This window comes from Rhodopseudomonas palustris, from assembly GCF_013415845.1.
Lineage (GTDB): Bacteria > Pseudomonadota > Alphaproteobacteria > Rhizobiales > Xanthobacteraceae > Rhodopseudomonas > Rhodopseudomonas palustris_F.
The window spans coordinates 1,807,712-1,828,605 of sequence record NZ_CP058907.1; the positions used below are offsets into that span (position 1 = coordinate 1,807,712).

At 64.5% G+C, this 20,894-nt stretch carries 19 protein-coding genes and 1 pseudogene; 12 read left to right on the plus strand and 8 right to left on the minus strand.

Annotated elements, in window-relative coordinates; translation table 11 throughout:
* Nucleotides 1-26 precede the first annotated feature (26 nt).
* Nucleotides 27-623: a superoxide dismutase gene (locus HZF03_RS08335; RefSeq protein WP_119019124.1), complete on the plus strand. Its 597-nt coding sequence runs from the start codon at nucleotides 27-29 to the stop codon at nucleotides 621-623.
* A gap of 152 nt (nucleotides 624-775) precedes the next feature.
* The gene (gene crcB / locus HZF03_RS08340) at nucleotides 776-1,150 is read left to right on the plus strand and encodes a fluoride efflux transporter CrcB (RefSeq protein ID WP_012495262.1); all 375 of its coding nucleotides are present in this window, start codon (nucleotides 776-778) and stop codon (nucleotides 1,148-1,150) included.
* A 67-nt stretch (nucleotides 1,151-1,217) separates the two neighbouring features.
* Here the strand turns inward: crcB and HZF03_RS08345 are convergent, their stop codons facing one another.
* Nucleotides 1,218-1,955, minus strand: coding sequence for an AraC family transcriptional regulator (locus HZF03_RS08345; RefSeq protein WP_234832283.1), 738 nt, complete (start codon nucleotides 1,953-1,955; stop codon nucleotides 1,218-1,220).
* Nucleotides 1,956-2,288: 333 nt separating this feature from the next.
* On the opposite strand from HZF03_RS08345, the gene HZF03_RS08350 reads away from it, so the two are divergent.
* Together HZF03_RS08350 and HZF03_RS08355 are read left to right on the plus strand one after the other, a co-directional pair.
* A complete protein-coding gene (locus HZF03_RS08350) occupies nucleotides 2,289-2,453 on the plus strand; it encodes a hypothetical protein (protein ID WP_234832284.1) in 165 nt (54 codons plus the stop codon).
* A gap of 44 nt (nucleotides 2,454-2,497) precedes the next feature.
* Nucleotides 2,498-3,133, plus strand: a complete 636-nt coding sequence (locus HZF03_RS08355; protein WP_119019126.1) for a pyridoxamine 5'-phosphate oxidase family protein — start codon at nucleotides 2,498-2,500, stop codon at nucleotides 3,131-3,133.
* Between the two features lie 302 nt (nucleotides 3,134-3,435).
* Here the strand turns inward: HZF03_RS08355 and HZF03_RS08360 are convergent.
* Nucleotides 3,436-3,600 (minus strand): annotated as a pseudogene (locus tag HZF03_RS08360) (IS3 family transposase); the annotation flags it as partial.
* Between the two features lie 15 nt (nucleotides 3,601-3,615).
* Here HZF03_RS08360 and HZF03_RS24605 point away from each other — a divergent pair.
* Nucleotides 3,616-3,906, plus strand: a complete 291-nt coding sequence (locus HZF03_RS24605; protein WP_165858149.1) for a PepSY domain-containing protein — start codon at nucleotides 3,616-3,618, stop codon at nucleotides 3,904-3,906.
* Between the two features lie 43 nt (nucleotides 3,907-3,949).
* Here the strand turns inward: HZF03_RS24605 and HZF03_RS08365 are convergent, their stop codons facing one another.
* Nucleotides 3,950-4,438 carry a CinA family protein gene (locus tag HZF03_RS08365; RefSeq protein WP_042440926.1) on the minus strand — a complete coding sequence of 163 codons (489 nt, stop codon included), beginning with the start codon at nucleotides 4,436-4,438 and terminating at the stop codon, nucleotides 3,950-3,952.
* A 118-nt stretch (nucleotides 4,439-4,556) separates the two neighbouring features.
* Nucleotides 4,557-5,300 carry a sulfite exporter TauE/SafE family protein gene (locus HZF03_RS08370; protein WP_119019128.1) on the minus strand — a complete coding sequence of 248 codons (744 nt, stop codon included), beginning with the start codon at nucleotides 5,298-5,300 and terminating at the stop codon, nucleotides 4,557-4,559.
* A gap of 145 nt (nucleotides 5,301-5,445) precedes the next feature.
* Here HZF03_RS08370 and HZF03_RS08375 point away from each other — a divergent pair, with 145 nt between their 5' ends.
* Nucleotides 5,446-7,233, plus strand: coding sequence for an acyl-CoA dehydrogenase family protein (locus tag HZF03_RS08375; RefSeq protein WP_119019129.1), 1,788 nt, complete (start codon nucleotides 5,446-5,448; stop codon nucleotides 7,231-7,233).
* A gap of 134 nt (nucleotides 7,234-7,367) precedes the next feature.
* Here the strand turns inward: HZF03_RS08375 and HZF03_RS08380 are convergent, their stop codons facing one another.
* From HZF03_RS08380 to HZF03_RS08395, 4 genes are all read right to left on the minus strand, one after another.
* On the minus strand, nucleotides 7,368-8,840 hold the full coding sequence (locus HZF03_RS08380; protein WP_119019139.1) for an amidase: 1,473 nt from the start codon (nucleotides 8,838-8,840) through the stop codon (nucleotides 7,368-7,370).
* A 411-nt stretch (nucleotides 8,841-9,251) separates the two neighbouring features.
* The gene (locus tag HZF03_RS08385) at nucleotides 9,252-10,112 is read right to left on the minus strand and encodes a hypothetical protein (protein ID WP_119019130.1); all 861 of its coding nucleotides are present in this window, start codon (nucleotides 10,110-10,112) and stop codon (nucleotides 9,252-9,254) included.
* Nucleotides 10,113-10,216: 104 nt separating this feature from the next.
* Nucleotides 10,217-11,773, minus strand: coding sequence for an acyl-CoA synthetase (locus HZF03_RS08390; RefSeq protein WP_119019131.1), 1,557 nt, complete (start codon nucleotides 11,771-11,773; stop codon nucleotides 10,217-10,219).
* 278 nt (nucleotides 11,774-12,051) lie between these two features.
* On the minus strand, nucleotides 12,052-13,227 hold the full coding sequence (locus tag HZF03_RS08395) for an acetyl-CoA C-acetyltransferase (protein WP_119019132.1): 1,176 nt from the start codon (nucleotides 13,225-13,227) through the stop codon (nucleotides 12,052-12,054).
* A 131-nt stretch (nucleotides 13,228-13,358) separates the two neighbouring features.
* Here HZF03_RS08395 and HZF03_RS08400 point away from each other — a divergent pair, with 131 nt between their 5' ends.
* The 6 genes from HZF03_RS08400 to HZF03_RS08425 all read left to right on the plus strand — a co-directional run bounded on the left by HZF03_RS08400 (nucleotide 13,359) and on the right by HZF03_RS08425 (nucleotide 20,864).
* A complete protein-coding gene (locus HZF03_RS08400) occupies nucleotides 13,359-14,036 on the plus strand; it encodes a TetR family transcriptional regulator (protein ID WP_119019133.1) in 678 nt (225 codons plus the stop codon).
* 455 nt (nucleotides 14,037-14,491) lie between these two features.
* A complete protein-coding gene (locus HZF03_RS08405; protein WP_012495272.1) occupies nucleotides 14,492-15,250 on the plus strand; it encodes an SDR family NAD(P)-dependent oxidoreductase in 759 nt (252 codons plus the stop codon).
* 223 nt (nucleotides 15,251-15,473) lie between these two features.
* Nucleotides 15,474-16,280 (plus strand): enoyl-CoA hydratase/isomerase family protein, encoded by an 807-nt coding sequence (locus HZF03_RS08410; RefSeq protein ID WP_119019134.1) that lies wholly within the window; start codon nucleotides 15,474-15,476, stop codon nucleotides 16,278-16,280.
* A 50-nt stretch (nucleotides 16,281-16,330) separates the two neighbouring features.
* Nucleotides 16,331-18,205, plus strand: coding sequence for an AMP-binding protein (locus HZF03_RS08415; protein WP_119019135.1), 1,875 nt, complete (start codon nucleotides 16,331-16,333; stop codon nucleotides 18,203-18,205).
* 147 nt (nucleotides 18,206-18,352) lie between these two features.
* Nucleotides 18,353-19,480, plus strand: a complete 1,128-nt coding sequence (locus HZF03_RS08420; protein WP_119019136.1) for an acyl-CoA dehydrogenase family protein — start codon at nucleotides 18,353-18,355, stop codon at nucleotides 19,478-19,480.
* Between the two features lie 136 nt (nucleotides 19,481-19,616).
* Complete coding sequence (locus HZF03_RS08425) at nucleotides 19,617-20,864, plus strand: acyl-CoA dehydrogenase (protein ID WP_119019137.1); 1,248 nt, start codon at nucleotides 19,617-19,619, stop codon at nucleotides 20,862-20,864.
* Nucleotides 20,865-20,894: the final 30 nt, after the last annotated feature.

A 20,894-nucleotide genomic window follows, 5' to 3' on the forward strand; every position in this document is an offset into this window, starting at 1 on the left:
GTCTCCCACCATCGTGGAAATGCATCATGACCTTCACGCTACCCGAATTGCCGTATGCCTACGACGCGTTGCAGCCGTACATGTCGAAGGAGACCCTGGAATATCACCACGACAAGCATCATCAGGCGTATGTCACCAACGGCAACAACCTGCTGAAGGGCACCGAATTCGAGGGCAAGTCGCTCGAGGAGGTGGTCAAGGGCTCGTTCAACAAGAACGCCCCGTTGTTCAATAACGCCGCCCAGCACTTCAACCACATCCACTTCTGGAAGTGGATGAAGCCGAACGGCGGCGGCAGCAAGCTGCCGGGCGCGCTCGAAAAGAAGATCAACGAAGACCTCGGCGGCTTCGAGAAGTTCAAGGCCGATTTCGCCGCGGCCGGCGCCGGCCAGTTCGGCTCGGGTTGGGCCTGGCTCTCGGTCAAGAACGGCAAGCTCGAAATCTCCAAGACTCCGAACGGCGAGAACCCGCTGGTGCACGGCGCCACGCCGATCCTCGGCGTCGACGTCTGGGAGCACTCCTACTACATTGATTATCGCAACCGCCGTCCGGACTACCTGAAGGCGTTCGTCGATAGCCTGATCAACTGGGAGTATGTCGAGGAGCTGTACTCCAAGGCCTGATCACGGCGGCAAGCACGCACGGAAGCGAAAAGGCGGTCGCGGCGCGGCCGCCCTTTCTTTTGGCATCGAGCCCGACCATGCGGCTTGCGGTCGCACTTGTCCTGCTGCAAGAACGGCGGCGGAGCGACGTTCGCAGATGGAGCAATAGTCGGATGGCCTATCTTCTGGTGTTCGTGGGCGGCGGGCTCGGGGCGATGTTTCGCCACTTCATCAACACGCTGAGCGGCCGCCTGCTCGGCACCGCGTTTCCGTATCACACCTTCTTCATCAACGTGACCGGCTCGATCGTGATGGGGCTGATCGCCGGCTATCTCGCTTTCAAAGGCGGGTCATCGCAGCACTTCCGGCTGTTCCTGATGACCGGCATCCTCGGCGGCTACACCACCTTCTCGGCTTTTTCGCTCGATGCGGCGCTGCTGTACGAGCGCGGCGCGGTCGGGCTCGCGGTGGTGTACGTGCTCGGCTCGGTGGTGCTGGCGATCGCCGGCCTGTTCGGCGGGATGGCGTTGATCCGCGCGATGACTTGAGTTTCTTCGTCATTGCGAGCGAAGCGAAGCAATCCAGCTTAGAGCGTTTTCGAGCGATCTGAGGACGTTAGCGCAGCGCCACCTCCTGATCCGTCCAACGAAGATAGTGCCGCGGTGCTGCGCCAAGCTCGCGCTTGAACATCGCGGCGAAGGCACTTGGACTATCGTAGCCGACGTCGAGCGCGACGCCAGTCACAGTTTCGCCTGCTCCGAGACGTGCCAAGGCTTCCAAAAGTCGCACGCGCTGCCGCCAGCCTGAAAAGCTCTGGCCAGTCTCTCGGCGGAATAGCCGGGTTAGCGTCCGGCGGCTGAGGCCGCATTTGTCGGCCCAGTGGTCAAGGGTGAGGTTCGACGACGGATCGACCAGCACCGACTTGCAGATCTCGGCAAGGCGCGGGTCCGGCGGCACCTGCACGTGCAGCGTCACCTCCGGCATCCGCACGATCTCGGTGAGGAGAAATTCGATGAGCGTGCCGTCGCGTCCATTCTGGTCGTAGATCTCAGGTATGCGTACGGCCTCGTCCATCAGCGCTTCGACCAGCGACGAGGCGCGGATCAGCCGGCACGTATCGGAGGCCTTCCGCTCGCGATTCGGCGTGACGTAGATCGTCTGCGCCTCGACCTCACCCCAGGCACGCGATTGATGCACGACGCCGGCAGGAATCCACAAGCCATGACCGGGCGGCACCACGAAATGACCGCGTTCGGTCATCATGGCGGTTACACCCGTGATCTGCAGGATGAACTGGTCGCGCCGATGCAAGTGACGCGTGCTGGTGCTCTCGTTCGGATAGGTGGCCGTCATCGCGGCGACCGGTCGCGCAATGGTCTGAAGGTGTCCCGCACAATTTGCGGCTGCTACGGGGCCTTCCTGCCTGTGGTAGGCGCGCAATTCAGCAGTGTCTTTTCGCCGCGTTGCGACTTTCATGGGTCGTGAACTCCCGATCCGTGGCGTTTTCGCAGCGCTCTTATGCATCGTCCGGGCCAGGCATGGCCCGATCGCGATGATTGTTGTCCCCGATCAGGTAGCGCGGGACAGGGCATCCGGCAACAATACCGGCGCCCACATCATTCGCGGAACCCGGATGCGGGCTTGGCGAAGTCAATCTCATGTCGATATGCGACCACGGAGAGCTCGATGAACAGACGCGAATTCACCCAGGCCATGCTGACCGCTACCGCCGCCATCCCCTTCGGCATCTCGCGCGCAGCCGGCCAGACCCGCGGTGGAACGCTCAACACCATCTCCAGCCCGAGCCGCCGCTACTGGTCACTTCATCCAACCAGCAGCAACCTACGCTGACGCTCGGCGGCAACATCTACGAGAGCTCAGAGGGAAGTTCGTAAATGGACAGCCAGGGTGCAGGCGGGAAGCCGTCGATCAAGTCGCAGGACGATCTTCGCGCGCATTTCGGGCAGTTGAGCCCGCTCGCGGAGAAAAAGGTTCTCAACCATCTCGACAAGTTTTGCCGGGACTTCATCGCGCTGTCGCCGTTCCTCGTTCTTGCGACCAACGATGGTAACGGCCATGCCGACGCAAGCCCACGGGGCGATGCGCCCGGCTTCGTCGCCGTGCTCGACGACAAGACGTTGTTGATCCCCGACCGGCGCGGCAATAACCGTGTCGATACATTCGGCAACATCATCGCCTCGCCCGGAATCGGCCTAATTTTCCTTGTGCCCGGTATCAACGAGACCCTGCGGGTCAACGGCCGCGCCGAGATATCGCAGGATGCGGAACTGCTGACGCCGCTGGCGGTGCAGAACGTCGTCCCCATCATTGGGCTCAAGATCCATGTCGAGGAAACCTATTTCCACTGCGGCAAGGCTCTGATGCGCTCGAAGCTGTGGAATCCGGCCACACAGGTCGAGCGAAACAGCTTTCCGACGCTTGGCCGGATCATTGCCGAACAGACCGCTGCCATCGAGGTTGCAGATGCCGAGAAGGCGATGGAAGAAGCTTACCGTACGAGGCTTTACTGAGGATAACGACGTCAACGTTCTGGCGGGAAACGCGCCGGCGCGTCGTTCGATTACGAGACGACGCCGGCAACTGTTCGGCGGGGCATCGCAGTGACCAACCGTCCGCCGGCGTCTGCCGTCGCCAAAAACCGAAAACTCTCGATCAGCAAGTTGAAGCAGGATACTCCGCTATCCCAAGAGCATCGACGGAGAGACGTCTGAGCTCTTTGTCTCCATTATTCGTTCGGTCACAACTGTACCGGGAGTATCTTTGACGAAAGGACTGAACCGCCCCGGGTTTGCCGGAGGCCATTTGGTTTAGGTCATGCCGCCATGGCCGGTTGTTCCAGCATGGCGTAGTAGCGTTGTTCGGCTTCCGCGGGCGGTATGTTGCCGATGGGCTCAAGGAGCCTTCGGTTGTTGAGCCAGTCGACCCATTCCAGGGGGGCGAACTCGACGGCCTCGATGTTGCGCCATGGCCCGCGTCGCCACTCACGGCAAAATTGTTTCAGCCGATAATCGTCAACGCGAGAGACGGACGGCTCGATCGGCTGCTGTCGATGCCATGGTATCTTCGGTTACCGGAACTATCGAGGCCGCTGCACTTTGGCGATTATGGCCGACTTCACTTGAAGATCGTTTGGGCGGCTCTTGATGTCATTGCGATCATCGTTCCTGAAACCGGAGTCTACCTTTGGCTCGTGCGGGGGGCCGCAGCTTCGAGCGAATGCCGGGCGAAGCGCAGCCCTTATCGGCGAGCCCTGGGAGAGAGGCCGTCCCGTGCGAGTCAATGACGTGGACCATCACGGATTTAAATCGGTCGGCTTCGAGCTTGCGTCACCCGATCGGCGTCATCATTCTCAGCAAAAACGTCAGCGCGGTCGCGGCGAACACGTGCATGTTCTCGACGCGGTCGGCGCTTTCCGTCTCCAGCGTCATCACCGCCTGCCGCGGCCCGGCGACCGCGATGCAGGTGTGGCCGGCGGCGTCGCCGTAGCGGTTGCCCGAGGGGCCGGCGGCGCCGGTTTCCGACAGTGCCCAGTCGGCGCCGAGCCGGGAGCGAATCTGCTTCGCCAGCAATTCGGCATAAGGCTCCGACGACGACCGCAGCCCCTTCATGTCGGGATCCGGGATGTCCATCAGCACACGTCGTGCCTCGCGGGTGTACACCACCGCAGAGCCGACAAAGTACGCCGATGCGCCGGGCACGGCGAGCAGCGCAGAGGCGATCAATCCGCCGGCCGAGGATTCAGCCACTGCAATGGTCTGCTTCTGCGCGATCAACCTGAGCGCGACCTTTTCGGCCACCGGCAGCAATTCCCGCATTACCGATCTCCTCTGTGCTGCCTGCGTCGCCTTTGGCGGGACGAATCGACACATGATCGGCTGTACTTGATCGGAAGCTGTGCCAGCGGGCAAACCGAATGTGGGCCGGCCCGGTCGTTCAGCGCAGTCCGGCGAAGCTGCTCCACACCAGGGTGAGCCCGGACAGAAACAGCAGCGCCAGCACCACATTGCGAAACGAGCGGTCGCTCAGCGCGTGATAGGTCCGCGCGCCGAGCCAGGCGCCCAGCAGGATGGGCGGCAGCGCCAACACCGCCGCGTAAAGAACGTCACGCGTGACGAGGCCGTGCGCGGTCTGCAGCGCTAGCGCAGCGATCAGGACGGTGGAGTTGAACGCCTGAAACACGCCGCGGCGCTGATGTTTGTCCCAACCGCGGACGTTCGCCCATAGAATCGGCGGTGGGCCGGACAACCCGGCGAAGCCTCCCATCACGCCGCCGATCCAGCCGATCACGCCATCCATCCAGCGGCCGCCGAAGGTCAGTGCCATCGGCGGGGTGAAATACAGCGTAGGCGGGAAGATAAGCAGAAACAGGCCGACGAACAGCTTGAAGCCCCACGGGTCGGCATACGCCACCAGCACGCTGCCCGGGATCACGCCGGCGAGCCCGCCGATCAGGAACGGCGTCACCAGTTTGAAATCGATGTGCTGCCACACCATCCGCATGGTCGAGGCTTGCGAAGCCATCGAGCACAGCAGCACCAGCGGCACGGCGACGGTCGGCGGGAAGACGTAGAGCCAGAACCCGAGCGAGACCAGCGCCAGGCCGAAGCCCGAGAGGCCCGAGACGAACCCGCCACACAGCGCCCCAGCGATCAGGATGATGAGGGGTGTTAGTTCCATCGGCCTCGATGCGTCCGCGCAATTCCGTCAGGCGGAAGCCATCGCGCGTCCGTGAAGGAGTGTCGATGCAGGCTTGCTTTGTGGCGCCTGTCGATTGGGCTTATAGCATCGGACAAGGCTCTGAAAACCAAAACAAGAGTTGCAGATGTTGGCAGGAAACAAACGAGATGCCGTGCTCGCGGCGAAGCCCGGCAACGCCGCGAACCTGATCGCTCCCGATACGACCGGACTGAATTTCTATCGCGCCGATCCATCGCTCGCCGATCTTCTGCGCATTCATTTGCCGAACGCCCTGGTCGATCACATCGAGCCGCATCTCGACCGCCTCGGCGCTCTGGCCGGCGGCCGGCTTGACGAGTGCGCGCGCCTGGCCGATCGCCATACGCCGATCCTGCATCAGCGCGACCGCTTCGGCCGCGACGCGCAATACGTCGAGTATCATCCGGCGTATCGCGAATTGGAGGCTGCCGCGTTCGGCACCTTCGGCATTCACGCGCTGTCGCACCGCAAAGGCATCATGGGCTGGCCCGACGTCTATCCAGTCACCGCCAAACATGCCTTCACGCTGCTGTTCAACGAGACCGAATTCGGCATGGGCTGCCCGATCAACGTCACCGACGGCTGCGCCAAGCTGCTGTCGAAGTTCGGCGACGAGGCGTTGAAGGCCAAGTATCTCGACGGCCTGACCCAGACCGACATGAGCAAGCTGACGCAAGGCGGTCAGTTCATGACCGAGAAGGAAGGCGGCTCAGACGTCGGCACGCTGACTTCGGTCGCGGTGCCGGATGGCGATCACTTCCGGCTGTATGGCGAGAAGTGGTTCTGCTCCAACGCCGATGCCAAGGTGGTGATGCTGCTGGCGCGGCCCGAAGGCGCCGGTCCCGGCACGCGCGGCGTCGGCCTGTTTCTGATGCCGCGGTTCCTCGACGACGGAACGCCCAATCACTATCGGATCGTGCGGCTGAAGGACAAGCTCGGCACCCGCTCAATGGCGTCGGGCGAGATCAAGCTCGAAGGCGCGATCGCTTACGCCGTCGGCAAGCTCGACCGCGGCTTCGTGCAGATGGCCGAGATGGTGAACTCATCGCGGCTGTCAAACGGCGTGAAGTCCACCGCACTGATGCGGCGCGCCTGGCACGATGCGATCACGGTGGCGAACAACCGCGTGGTGTTCGGCAGCCGCATCGTCGACCTTCCGCTGGCGCGCCGGCAGCTGATGAAGATCCTGGTGCCGACCGAGCAGGGGATGTCGATCAGCTTCCTCACCGCCGATGCGCTCGACCGCGCCGAAGGCGGCAGCCAGGACGCCGCCGCACTGCTGCGCATCCTCACCCCGACGCTGAAATTCCGCGCCACCCGTGATGCGCGCAAAGTCTGCGGTGATGCGCTCGAGATGCGCGGCGGCATCGGCTATGTCGAGGAGTTCGCCACCGCGCGGCTGCTCCGCGACGCGCATCTCGGCTCGATCTGGGAAGGCACCGGCAACATCGTGGCGATCGATGCGCTGAAGCGCGCGATCGGCAGGCACGGCGCGGAATCGGCGCTGGGGGCCGATCTGCATGCGCGGCTCGACGACGCGGCGCGCGTGCCGCAGGTTTGGCGCGACCGGCTGCGCGGGTTGATCGACCGCTCGATCAGTTTTGGTCGCGACGTTGCGCGGAACTCTGAGAACGAGGCCGACGCTCGCCGCGCCACCAGCGCGCTGTATCACGTTGCGAGCGCGGTCGCGCTCGCCTGGGAGGGCGCGAAGATCGAAGCGCTGCGCGGTGATGCCCGGCGCGTGCTGCTGTCGCGCCTCGTCGTCGAACATCGGCTGTATCAGCCCGATCCGTTCGCGCACCAGGACGGCAAGCTCGAGTTCGCGATTGCCGACTGTCTATTGGGTGAGCGGAACGCAGGGATGGACGAGATCGCGCTGCTGCTGACGGCGTAGTGTGCGAGGTTCTGAAATCTCTTCCCGTCATTGCGAGGAGCGAAGCGACAAAGCAATCCAGCGCTGTGCCCGGGGCTCTGGATTGCTTCGCTTCGCTCGCAATGACGGCGGATTGTGGTGATGTTCGCCGCTAACTAATCGACGAGTGTCTTCGGCGGTTTGAAGCCGCCGAATTCGCGCTCGATCAACTCGGCGAGCTTGAGCGGCGTGCGGTCTTCCAGCCACGGGCCGACGATCTGCACGCCGATCGGCAGGCCGTCGTCCGACATCGCGATCGGCAGCGCGGTCGACGGCAGGCCGGGCAGGGTGGCGATGCCGGGCCACACCAACTGGTCGACGTAAGGATGCGGCTTGCCGTCGATCAGGATGCGGCGCTCTTCCTGCGGCTCGTGGTGGTCGTGCGGATAGGCAGGCGTCGGCATCACCGGGCAGATCACCGCGTCGAACGATTTGAACAGCTCGCGCCACTGCGCGCGCAAACCGGTGCGGCGGCTGTCGGCGGCCACCCAGTCGCGGTGGCTGAGCACGATGCCGCGCAGCCGCTCCGCAGCGAGGCTGTCGTCGCTGGCGCTGAGCCCCGCTGCCATCGCCTGCGCGCCGGCATAGAGATCGGCGGGGAAGCCGGCGGCGAGGAACGACAGCAGCATCCGCATATAGACCCGCGAGGTCTCGGCGAGATCCGGCAGCAGCGGCGAGGAGCGGGTGACGCTCGCGCCGGCCTTGGTCAGGCCGTCCGTCAACGTCTGCAGTGCGCCGTGCACGGCCGCGCCGGTCGGCAGCAGCGGATGCGTATCCAGCAGCAGCACGCGGAAGTCCTTCAGTGCGGTGTGCCGTGCCGCCGGCAGATCGAGCTGATAGGCGATGCCGTCGAAGATCGGATCGGTGCCGGCGATGACGTCGAGCAGCAGCGCCAGATCGGCGGCCGAGCGCGCCATCGGGCCGATCACCGACAGATCGCGATTGGACGGCAGCGGCGGGAACGGCGGCGGCGTGTGGCCGCGTGCCGGGCACAGGCCGAAGGTCGGCTTGTGGGCGTAGACGCCGCAGTAATGCGCCGGCACCCGCAGCGAGCCGCCGATATCCGAGCCGAGCGACAGCGCGCCGAAGCCTGCGGCCAGGGCGGCCGAGGAGCCACCGGACGATCCGCCCGGCGTGCGGCCGAGATCATACGGATTGCCGGTGGTGCCGTAGATCTCGTTGTAGCTTTGCCAGTCGCCGAGTGCGACCGGCACGTTGGTTTTGCCAAGGATCACGCCGCCCGCGGCCTTGACCCGCTCGACCGCCAGCGCATCGGCGGCGGCGACGAAGTTCTTCTGCTCGACGAAACCCCAGGTGGTCGGCAGGCCGGCGACGTTGAAGCTCTCCTTGACGGTCATCGGAATGCCGAGCAGCGGCTCGCGCCCGCCGCGCGACAGCGCGAGGTCGGCTGCGCGCGCGCTCTGCAGCGCCCTGTCGAAGTCGCGGACGCACACCGCGTTGACCTTGTCGTCGTGCCGCTCGATCCGTCCGATCGCGTCCTGCGTGAGTTCGACGGCGGAGACCTGCTTGGCCTTCAGGGCGGCGGAAAGATCGGTGACGGTGGCAAAGCTCCAGGGCGAGGCGGGCAAGATGGCAGACTCCGAGTTCGAGGCGGGCATGAGCGCGCGGGAGCTTAATCGGTTCTCGGGCGGGCGGTAGTGCCTTGCCGCACCGCCTCCAAGATGCCGTCAGCGAGCCTCGGATAATTTTTCGCCGCGCGAGATATTCTTGACTTCGGTCAAGGATCATTCCACGAACTATCTATTGCATACCCGCCTGGGTAGTACGCGTTGGGCAGTGATCGGCGGTTCGGGCGTGCGGGCCGACGAGAGCGATGTGGGGGCGTGCCGCTGCCGGCGAGGCGGATCGGATGTAGCAGGTGAATTCCCACCCGCGGATATGGCGACGCGGTGGGCCGAGTCTCCCTTGACTTAAAGCTCCGGCGGTTCCGGAGCTTTCTTTATGTCGGGAGGTCGAAAGCCTGGCTGGCTGGGCTGTCTTCAGCTCCGAAAATCTTGCGGTGTGAAGCCGATGTCGAGGATGCGCCATTCCCGGTACTTGTCGGCTGGCAGCATCGTGTAGGGCTGGCACGCTTCGAGGGCGGAGATAGCGCCTTTCATCAGCGCTGGGCCTTTGGCCGAGGCGCTGGCCTCGATCAGGAACGGCTCCTGGGCGAGCCGGCCGTCGGGCGTCAGTCCGACCCGGATTACGATTTTGACGTTGTCGGACGGCGACAAGCCCGCCGGCAACGACGCGCAGGCCTTCAGCCGCTTGCGCAAGGCCGCCACTGCGTCGGCGCTGATATTGGCGACGGTCTCGGCCGGCGCGTCGAAGCCGCCTTCGGCGGGCAGCCCGAGCGCCACCGAGTATTTCACTGTGATGTCCGGCTCCTGTGGAATCGCCGGCGGATAGGGCGCAGCCGTCGCCGGTGGGGCCGGCTGAGGCGGCGCGGGTTGGGGGGGCGGCGGAGGCGTCGGCGCCTGGGCACTCTGCTGCGGCGGCTGAGGGGCGGGAGCCGGGGGCTTGGTCTCGGCCGGCTGCGGCTTGGTGGCGGGCGTGGGCTGTTGTTGCTGCGGCTTGGGCTGCTCCGTGGGTGTCTGCGACACCTCGAAATTCGGAGTCGGCTGCTCGACGGGCTTCGACTCGGGCTCCTTTTCCGGCACCGGCGGCGGGGCTTCGTCTGCGGTCACCACCTCGACTTCGATCCGCTGCTCCGGCACCTCGGCGAACGGGTGCACTTCGGCAAGCAGTAAGACTGCGCCGACCAACATGACATGCGCCAGCACCGAGACGGCGGCGCCGGCCCGGTGGGAGGTGGATGACGAGGTGGGATCAGGACCGGGCCGCATCGCCGCCAGCATAGCGCGGCAGGACGAAGGAGCGGAGTCGTTCTTGGCGGCCCGCGGTGGATCAGAGGTCACACCTCCGCCGGCAGGCGGCGGAGGTGTGGAAAGGTCGGAGCGGCTCAGGCGGTCGCGGCGGCGGCCTTCTGCTGCGACGGCCAGTAGCGGTCTTTGAGGTGGCGCTTGACCAGCTTGCCGGTGGGGGTGCGCGGCAGCTCGGCCTCGAAGTCGACCGTACGCGGGCACTTGATCGGCGACAGCCGCTCGCGGCAGAACGCGATCAGCTCGGCCGCCCGCTCGCTGCTCGGAGCCGCGCCGTCGCGGAGCTGCACCACGGCCTTCACCTCTTCGCCCATCTCGGGATTGGGCACGCCGAACACCGCGACGTCGGCGACGTCCGGATGGGTCAGCAGCACGTCCTCGGTCTCCTGCGGGTAGATGTTCACGCCGCCGGAGATGATCATGTAGCTCTTGCGGTCGGTGAGATACAGGAAGCCCTCGTCGTCGAGATAGCCGACGTCGCCGAGCGTCGACCAGCCTTTCTCGTTGTAGGCCTTCTTGGTCTTGTCCGGATCGTTGTGATAGCTGAACGAAGGTGCGTCGGCGAAGTACACGGTGCCGATCTCGCCGACCGGCTGCTCCTCGCCCTCGTCGTCGAGGATCTTGATGGTGCCGACCACCGCCTTGCCGACCGTGCCGCGATGCGCCAGCCATTGCTGCGAGGTCGAGACCGTGACGCCGTTGCCTTCGGAGCCGGCGTAGTACTCGATCAGGATCGGCCCCCACCACTCGATCATCTTGGCCTTGACATCGACTGGGCAGGGCGCGGCGGCATGGATCGCGCCCTTCAGCGACGACACGTCATAGCGGCTGCGGACCTCGTCGGGGAGCTTCAGCATGCGCACGAACATCGTCGGCACCAGCTGCGACTGCGTCACCTTGTACTTCTCGACCAGCGCCAGGAACTGCTCGGCGTCGAAATGCTCCATGATGATCGAGGTGCCGCCGAGCGTGGTCGCCATCATGTTGAAGCGCAAAGGAGCGGCGTGATACAGCGGCGCCGGCGACAGATAGATGCTCTCGGCGTTCATGCCGCACATCTTCTCGCACAGCAGGCGCAGGAACGGGCTAGGCACGTCGATGGCGTTGCCTTCGAATTCGCGCTTGATGCCCTTCGGCCGGCCGGTGGTGCCGGAGGAATACAGCATGTCGTAGCCGGCGACTTCGTCGGCGATCGGCGTGGTCGGCTGTGCGGCGGTTTCCTGCTCCCATGAGCGGAAGCCCACGGTCGGCGAATCGACCATGTAATACAGCGGCGCGCCCGGCGCATCCGACAGCAGCGACTTCATCGTCTCGCTACCCTGGGCCGAGGTGATCACCACCTTGGCGCCGCAGTCCTGCACGATGTAGCCGATCTCGTCTTTGGTCAAATAGCGGCTGATCGCGGTGTAATACAGGCCCGCGCGCTGCGCCGCCCAGCAGATCTCCATGAACGCCAGCCGGTTTTCCATCAGCAGCGCGATGTGATCGCCGGCCTTCAGTCCCAGCGACCGGAACAGATGCGCGCCCTGATTGGAGCGCTCGTCGAGCTGTCGGTAGGTGAGGGCCTGACCGGTCGAGGCCATCCGGTAGGCAACTTTGTCGGGATTGGATTGGGCGTGAATCGACGGATGGGTCATGCGGATCGTTTCCTCTCGGTGATACGGCGGATTTGGCTCCGCTCTGTCTGGCTCGGTGCCTCTTGATGAGGAGCACGACAAAAACCGCGCGCCTCGGAGGCCAGCTGGGATTCCGTCACGTGGAGCGAAGCGACGAAGCAATCCAGTCAGTGCAAAACTCTGGATTGCTTTGCTTTGTTCGCAATGACGTCGATCGTCTTCATCCACTGACTGTTGGTCGGGACGAAGGGGAGACGCGGCGAAGACGCCGCGCCTCAGGATGAGCCGTTCCCGGTAGCTTACAGCCGCTCGACGATGGTGACGTTGGCCATGCCGCCGCCTTCGCACATCGTCTGCAGACCGTAGCGCTTGTTCTGCTGCTTCAGCGCGTGGATCAGCGTGGTCATCAGCTTGGTGCCGGAGCCGCCGAGCGGATGGCCGAGCGCGATCGCGCCGCCATTGACGTTGAGCCGCGCCGGATCGGCACCGGTGGCCTTCAGCCAGGCGGCCGGGATCGAGGCGAACGCTTCATTGACCTCGAACAGATCGATGTCGTCGATCTTCATCCCGGCCCTCTTCAGCGCATATTCGGTGGCGGGCAGGGGGGCTTCCAGCATGATCACCGGATCGCCGCCGCGCATCGTCATGTGATGGACACGCGCCAGCGGTTGCACGCCGAGCTGCTTCAGGCCCTTCTCGTTGACCACCACCACGCCGGAGGCGCCGTCGCAAATCTGGCTGGCGGTCGCCGCCGTCAGCTTGCCGCCGTTTTCGTTGATCAGCTTAACGCCCTTGATGCCGTCGAGCGTCGCGTCGAAGCGAATGCCTTCGTCGATGTGGTGGATGTCGGTCGAGCCGTCGGCCCGGGTGATTTCGAGCGGGATGATCTCGTCCTTGAACTTGCCTCCTTGCGTCGCGGCGATCGCGCGCTGGTGGCTGTTGAATGCGAATTCGTCGAGCTCGTCCTTCGACAGGTTGTACTTGTTCGCTACCATCTCGGCGCCGACGAACTGGCTGAACTGGATGTTCGGGTAGCGCTCTTCCATCTTCGGGCTCTTGTAGTTACCGAGCCCGGCCTTGGCGGCGAGGATGCTCGGCGAGCCCATCGGCACGCGGGTCATCGATTCGACGCCGGCGGCGATCACGATGTCCATGGTGCCGGCCATCACCGCCTGTGCGGCGAAATGCAGCGCCTGCTGCGACGAGCCGCACTGACGGTCGACCGACGTGCCCGGGACGCTCTCCGGCAGCTTCGAGGCCAGCACTGCGTTGCGGCCGACATTGACGGCCTGCTCGCCACCCTGGCCGACGCAGCCCATGATCACGTCTTCAATCTGATCCGGCGCGGCGCCCGAACGGTCGACCAGCGCATTGATGACGGAGGCGGCGAGATCGACCGGATGCCAGCCAGCCAGACGACCTCCCTTGCGGCCGCCGGCAGTGCGAGCGGCAGCGACGATATAGGCCTCGGCCATGTGTTCTCTCCCTGAAAATGGTTGTTGGGTACGGGTTTCGGACCGCCGCGATTTAAGTGGTGGGGGAGGATTTAGTCAATCGATCAATTAACGCTTGAGCCATGTCAAACGATGCTGTAAGTCCGACAGCAATGGCAGCGCATCTCAACCATTCTGCGGCTACTAAAGTACCGGCGGCGAAAAACTCCACCGCCGAGAAGCTGTTGGTTGCCGCGGGCGAATTGATGATCGAGCGTAATTCGGTCGAGATCTCGCTGGCCGACATCGCTCAGAAATCCGGCGTCAACGCCGCGCTGGTGAAGTACCACTTCGGTAACAAGGATGGTCTGCTTCTGGCGCTGCTCGAGCGCGATGCGTCGAACGAAATGACGCATCTCGATTTCCTGCTGGCGCAGCCGCTGTCGCCGACCACCAAGATGAAGCTGCACATCGCCGGCATCATCAAGGCGTATCACCAATTTCCGTATCTGAACCGGCTGATCCACTACTTGCTGCACGGCTCCAATCGCGAAGCCGCCGACGAGGTCACCAAGTTCTTCGTCGGGCCGCTGCTCGACTTTCATCGCCGGCTGCTTGCGGAGGGTGTTGCCACCGGCGACTTTCGCGAAGTCGATTCGGTGCTGTTCTACACCACGCTGATCGGCGCTTGTGATCATCTGTTCTTCGGTCGGCAGACCATGATGCGTGCCGCCGGCGTCGGTCCGGTGACCGAAGAGGTTTGCCGTGCCTATGTGGTGCATATCGAAAAGATCGTCCTCGGTGGGTTGCTGACGAACAGAGCGCGTCAGCCTTCCGCCGCCGGATCCTGAGCTAACAAAAAGAAGAAACGACCCCACCAACTACAGAGATCTTTCAATCAAGACCCGGGACAAGCCAAGGAAATCCGAAAAACAACAATAACGCCCAAGGATCAGTTCACGGAACCTGCCCGCAAGAGGCAGGCGGAATGGAGCTTCAGGCACCCCCGGGACATTGTTCGTATCTCTATAAGAAGAAAACGCCAGGAAACGCCCAAGCAATCTGTCGGAACGCGAGCTCAACGAAACGCCACCCAAGGAGAGACCTCGAACCGGATCGGTAGCGGCCCAAGCCGCGACCTTTTGCCGGCCACAACGATCGGGGAAACGCCCAAGGGGCTGTTGAAGGCTCGGACCAACAGCGCAATAACCACGCGGGACGCATCGGCCCGACCGCTCTTAAAAGGCGGCGAGCGGTGTCGTCCGAGACCAAGCTTCAAGAAAGCGCCCAAGGAAAGGGATATCCAATGCAGTTGAAAGACGTCTCCGTTCTCATCACCGGCGGTGGTTCGGGGCTCGGCGCCGCGACCGCGCGGGCGATGGCCGCCAAGGGCGCCAAGGTTGCCGTGCTCGACATGAACAAGGACAATGCCGAGAAGGTCGCCGCCGAGATCGGTGGCGTTGCCTGCGTCGGCGACGTGTCGCAGGAAGCCCCGGTCAAGGAGGCGATCGCCAAGGCTGAAGCCGCGCACGGCATCGTCCGCGTGCTGGTGAACTGCGCCGGCATCGGCGGTGCGGTGAAGACCGTCAGCAAGAACGGCGCCTATCCGCTCGATCACTTCTCGCGCATCATCAACGTCAACCTGATCGGCAGCTTCAACTGCATCCGGCTCGTCGCCGAGCGCATGCAGAGCGCGCCGACCATCGGCGAAGAGCGCGGCGTCTGCATCAACACCGCGTCGGTGGCGGCGTTCGACGGTCAGATCGGCCAGGCCGCTTACTCGGCCTCGAAGGGCGGCATCGTCGGCATGACCCTGCCGGTGGCGCGCGACCTCGCCTCGATGAACATCCGCGTCATGACGATTGCGCCGGGCCTGTTCCTGACCCCACTGCTGATGGGTCTGTCGGAAGACGCCCGCAAGAGCCTCGGCTCCCAGGTGCCGCATCCGGCCCGCCTCGGCGACCCGTCGGAATACGCTTCGCTCGCGGTGCAGATCGTCGAGAACCCGATGCTGAACGGCGAGACCATTCGTCTCGACGGCGCCATCCGCATGGCGCCGCGCTAAACGCGCACTTCTCACCCTTTCCGTTTCGGGAGAGGGTGAGATCTTCGATCTGCGCCGCGTGTAGTTCGTGACATATTGACGATCTCTCGCGCGGCGGAATTCGAAGCACGCAGGACTGTTTCTTTCCCCGTATCTGGGAGGGGAGCGACTATCGCCGGAACGGCGATCCGACTAAACGTCGCAGCAGCGGCGTATAAGAACAAGAACTGACGGGAGTGATGGCGTGACCGAGGCCTTGCTGGTCGATCATCGTGACGGTGTCGATTGGGTCACGCTCAATCGGCCGGAGAGCCTCAATGCTCTCGATCCCAGCCTGATCGACGCGCTCAACGAATATTTTGGCCGCCTGCAGCGCGATCGGACGACACGCGTCGTCGTGCTGAAAGGCGCGGGCGCCAATTTCTGCGCCGGCCTCGACCTCAAACATGCGATGGCGCGCCGCGCCGGTGAGAACGCCACGCCCGGCGTCACCGAGTCGCTGGATTCGCAGCGCCGCATCGCCGACATCGTGATGCTGATGCGCCGCTGCCCGCAGCCGATCATCGCGCTGATCCGCGGTGCCGCGGCCGGCGGCGGCTTTGCGCTCGCTCTGGCTTCCGATGTTCGCATCGCCGGGCGCAGCGCTCGAATGAACTGCGCTTTCATCAAGCTCGGCCTCGGCGGCTGCGACATCGGCACCAGCTACTTTTTGCCGCGCCTCGTCGGTGTCTCGGTGGCGTCCGAACTGATCCTCACCGGCCGCTTCATCGGCGCCGAGCGCGCGCTGATGACCGGGCTCGTTTCTGAACTGGTGGAAGACGATCAGCTCGAAGCCGCGGCGCAGCCGTTCGTGGATGCGATGATGGCGGCTTCGCCAGTCGGTTTGCGGTTGTCCAAGGAGTGCCTCAACATGGCGGTGGATGCCGGCTCGATCGAGCAGGTGATCGCGATGGAGGATCGCAACCAGGTGCTGTGTTCGCGCTCGGAGGATTTCAAGGAAGGCGTCGCCGCGTTCCTCGAGAAGCGCAAGCCGGTCTACGGCAACCGCTGACCAAATCAACGTTGGCCCGGCAAGAGGCCGAGAAAACGGGAGACGACGACATGACTGCCAGCGCAGCCGCAGTGCTGACCAAGCCGCCCTTTCGCAAGGTGAACTGGCTACCGCGCGAGATCGACGTCGATCGCCGCGAGGGCGGCGTCATCGTGATGAAGTCGCGCTTCCCGCTGATGGATCACGATCCCAACCTGCCGATGGCGCTGGCGAAGTGGGCCAAGCAGCGTCCGGATCATATCTGGCTGGCGCAGCGCAAGGGGCCGGAGCGGCAGTGGCGCAAGGTCAGCTACGCCGAGGCCAAACGCATCGTCGACGGTCTCACCCAGGCGCTGCTTGACCTGAAGCTGCCGGAAGGCCGGCCGCTGACGGTGCTGTCCGGCAATTCGATCGAGCACGCGCTCATCATGATGGCGGCGATGCAGGCGCGGATTCCGACCGCGCCGGTGTCGCCGGCCTATTCGCTGATGAGCCACGATCATCTCAAGCTGAAGTATCTGTTCGATCTGGTGAAGCCGGCTGCCGTGATGGTGCAGGAAGGGACTCCCTTCACCAAGGCGCTACACGCGCTCGATCTGAAGGACGTCCAGGTGATCCACGTCGCCAATCCGGCCGACGGCATCGCCAGCATCGCGTTCGACGACATGGTGGCGACGCCGGTGACCGATCAGGTGGCGCAGTCGATCGCGCAGATCACGCCCGACACCGTCGCCAAGTTCCTGTTCACCTCCGGTTCGACCGGGATGCCGAAGGCGGTGATCAACACCCAGCGGATGATGTGCGCCAACGCTGCGATGATGATGCAGGTGCGGCCACGCGATCCGGACGGTCCGCCGCCGGTGCAGCTCGATTGGATGCCGTGGAATCACACCATGGGCGGCAATGCGGCGTTCAACCCGTTGTTGATCGAAGGCGGCACGCTGTACATCGACGACGGTCGCCCGGTGCCCGGCCAGATCGAAGAGACGCTGCGCAACCTGCGCGAAATCTCGCCGACCTACTACGCCAATGTGCCGGCCGGCTACGCTGCGCTGGCGAGCGCGATGGAGAAGGACGACGCGCTGTGCCGGTCGTTCTTCAAAGACATGCAGCTGATGGCTTATGGCGGCGCCCGGCTGCCCGACGATCTGTACGAGCGGATGCAGGCGCTGGCGGTGCGCGCCACCGGACACCGGCTGGTGTTCTACACCGGCTGGGGCTCGACCGAGACCTCGCCGACCTCGACCGGCACCTATTGGGACACCGAGCGCGTCGGCCTGATCGGGCTGCCGTTCCCGGGCGTCGAATTGAAGATGCTGCCGGTCGGCGACAAGTACGAACTGCGGCTGCGCGGCGTCAACGTGATGCCGGGCTATCACGGCCAGCCGGATCTCACCGAGAAGGCGTTCGACGAAGAGGGGTTCTACAAGATCGGTGATGCGGGCGTGTTCGTCGATCCGAACGATCCGGTGAAGGGCATCATCTTCGCCGGCCGGGTCGCCGAAGACTTCAAGCTGATGACCGGCACCTTCGTCCACGTCAGCACCGTGCGCACCGATGCGATCGCCGCGGCGAGCCCGGTGATCCAGGACGCACTCGTAGCGGGGCAGGACCGCGCCTATATCGGCCTCTTGGCTTGGCCCAATCTCAACGCCTGTCGGGTGATGATCGGCGATCCGAATGCGAGCTTCGAGGATGTGGTGAAGCATCCCGACGTGCTCGCGGCGCTCCGTGCCGGTCTGCAGAAGCACAACCGCGAAGTCGAAGGCGCCAGCTCGATGCGGATCGCACGGGCGATGCTGATGGTCGAGCCGCCGTCGATCGACGGCAACGAACTCACCGACAAGGGCTACATCAACCAGCGCGCCGGCCTCGAACGCCGCGCCGCTTTGGTCGAGCGGCTGTACGCCGAGCATCCGGATTCGGATGTGATGGTGCTGCAGTGAGACATGTGAACTTAACTCTCCGTCATTCCGGGGCGCGCGCAGCGCGAACCCGGAATCTCGAGATTCCGGGTTCTCGCCTGTCGGCGAGCCCCGGAATGACGGTGAAGACATTCAAGACCGACACCTAACAACAACGGGACTCCGCCCATGAATTTCGATTTCTCCGACGACCAGAAGCAACTGCGCGATCAGGCGCGGCGGTTTCTTGCCGAGAAGTGCCAGCCGAAGGCGGTGCGTGCCGTGCTCGAAGGCAAGGCGGATTACGACCGTGACCTGTGGAAGGGGCTCGCCGAGATGGGCTTCCTCGGCGTCGCAATTCCCGAGGAATACGGCGGGACCGGCGCGGGCCACCTCGAGCTTTGCGTGATCGCCGAGGAACTCGGCCGCGTGCTGGCGCCGGTGCCGTTCTCGTCCACCGTGTATCTGGCCGCCGAAGCGCTGCTGCTGGCGGGTTCGGAAGAGCAGAAGCAGAAGTGGCTGCCGAAGATTTCGTCGGGTGACGCGATCGGCACGTTGGCGCTGTTCGAAGGCACCGGCAATCCGTCGCCGGCCGCCGTCAAGCTCGCGGTGTCGAACGGCACGCTCACCGGCGCCAAGAAGCCGGTCGCCGACGGCGCAATCGCCGACTTCGCGATCGTCGCGGCGCGCACCGGCAACAGCGGCCGCGAGACTGACGTCTCGCTGTTTCTGGTCGATCTCAAGGCTGGTGGCGTCACCGCCAAGCCGCTGCAGAACGTCGATCCGTCGCGCCAGCAGGCCGAACTGACCTTCGCGGGCGCCAAGGCCGAGCCGCTCGGCGCGGCCAATGAGGGCTGGAGCATTCTATCGCGCGTGATGGATCGCGCCGCGGTGCTGATCGCGTTCGAGCAGGTCGGCGGTGCCGACCGCGCGCTGGAGATGGGCCGCGACTACGCGCTCGACCGCATCGCGTTCGGCCGGCAGATCGGCTCGTTCCAGGCGATCAAGCACATCCTCGCCGACATGTACGTCTCGGCGACGCTGGCGCGTTCGAACTCCTACTACGGCGCCTGGGCGCTCTCGACCGACGCGGCCGAGCTGCCGGAGGCCGCCGCTGCGGCGCGGATCAGCGCCACGCAGGCGTTCCAGCATTGCGCCAAGCAGAACATTCAGGTGCACGGCGGCATGGGCTTCACCTGGGAGTTCGACTGCCACCTGTACTATCGCCGCTCCAACGCGCTGGCGCTCAGCCTCGGCAGCCAGTCGTATTGGGAAGATCAGCTGATCGACCGGATGCGCCAGAAGAACGCGGCGTAACTCACGTGAACCCCATCCTGAGGAGCCCGGCGCAGCCGGGCGTCTCGAAGGATGAGGATGAACAGCTCATGGTTCGAGACGCGCGCGAGAGCGCGCTCCTCACCATGAGGGCCCGTCAGGACAAAGGTTCGCATCGATGAACTTCGACGATACCCCGCAGGAAGCCGAATTCCGCGCCAAGGCGCGCGCCTGGATCGACGCCAACGCGCCGAAGCAATACGAGGAAGAGCTGCGCAAAGCGTCGCTCGGCCGGGTCGTGCTGAAGGGCGCCAATATTCTCGAGGTCGCCAAGGCCTGGCAGAAGAAGAAGGCGGATGCGGGCTGGGCCGTTCCGCATTGGCCGAAGGAATATGGCGGCCGCGGCGCCTCGCCGATCGAGCGCGTGATCTGGCAGCAGGAAGAGGGCGTGTTCGGCAAGCTCACGGCGATGTTCATCATCGGCCAGGGCATGTGCGGTCCGACCATGATGGCCTACGCCTCGGAAGAGCAGAAGCGGCACTACCTGCCGCCGCTCGGCTCCGGCGAGAAGATCTGGTGCCAGCTGTTCTCCGAGCCGGCCGGCGGCTCCGACGTTGCGGGCCTGCGGACGCGCGCCGAGAAGGACGGCGACGACTGGATCATCAACGGCCAGAAGATCTGGACCTCCGGCGCGCACTACTCGGATTACGGCATCCTGATCACCCGCACCGACCCGACCGTGCCCAAGCACAAGGGTCTGACGATGTTCTTCCTCGACATGAAGAGCGAAGGCGTCGAGGTGCGGCCGATCAAGCAGGCCAACGGCAATTCCGACTTCAACGAGGTGTACTTCACCAACGTGCGGATTCCGGACAGCCAGCGCCTCGGCGCCGTCGGCGACGGCTGGAACGTGTCGCTGACGACGCTGATGAACGAGCGCATGTCGATCGGCGCCAACGTCGCGACCGGCTTCCCGGAGCTGTTCGATTATTGCTCGTCGCTGACGTTCGACGGCGCGCCGGCGCTCGACGATCGCGCGGTTCGCAGCAAGCTTGCGAACTGGGCGGTGAAGGCCAGCGGCCTGCGCTACACTTCGTTCCGGTCGATCTCGGCGCTGTCGAAGGGCCAGCGTCCGGGTCCGGAGAACTCGATCGGCAAGCTGGTCGCCGGTTCGATGATCCAGGAAGTCGCGATGTACGCGCTCGATCTGCAGGGCGCCGCCGGCGTGCTCAGCGGGCCGGAGGATGCTGAGGTCGCCGGCCGTTTCCAGGCGATGCTGCTGCGTTCGCCGGCGACCCGCGTCGAAGGCGGCACCGACGAGATCCTGCGCAACATCATCGCCGAGCGCGTGCTTGGCCTGCCCGGTGACATCCGCGTCGACAAGGACGTGCCGTTCAACCAGATCCCGACCAAGGGGCGAGCTTAAACGATTGCCGCATGCGCGGCACTTCATCCT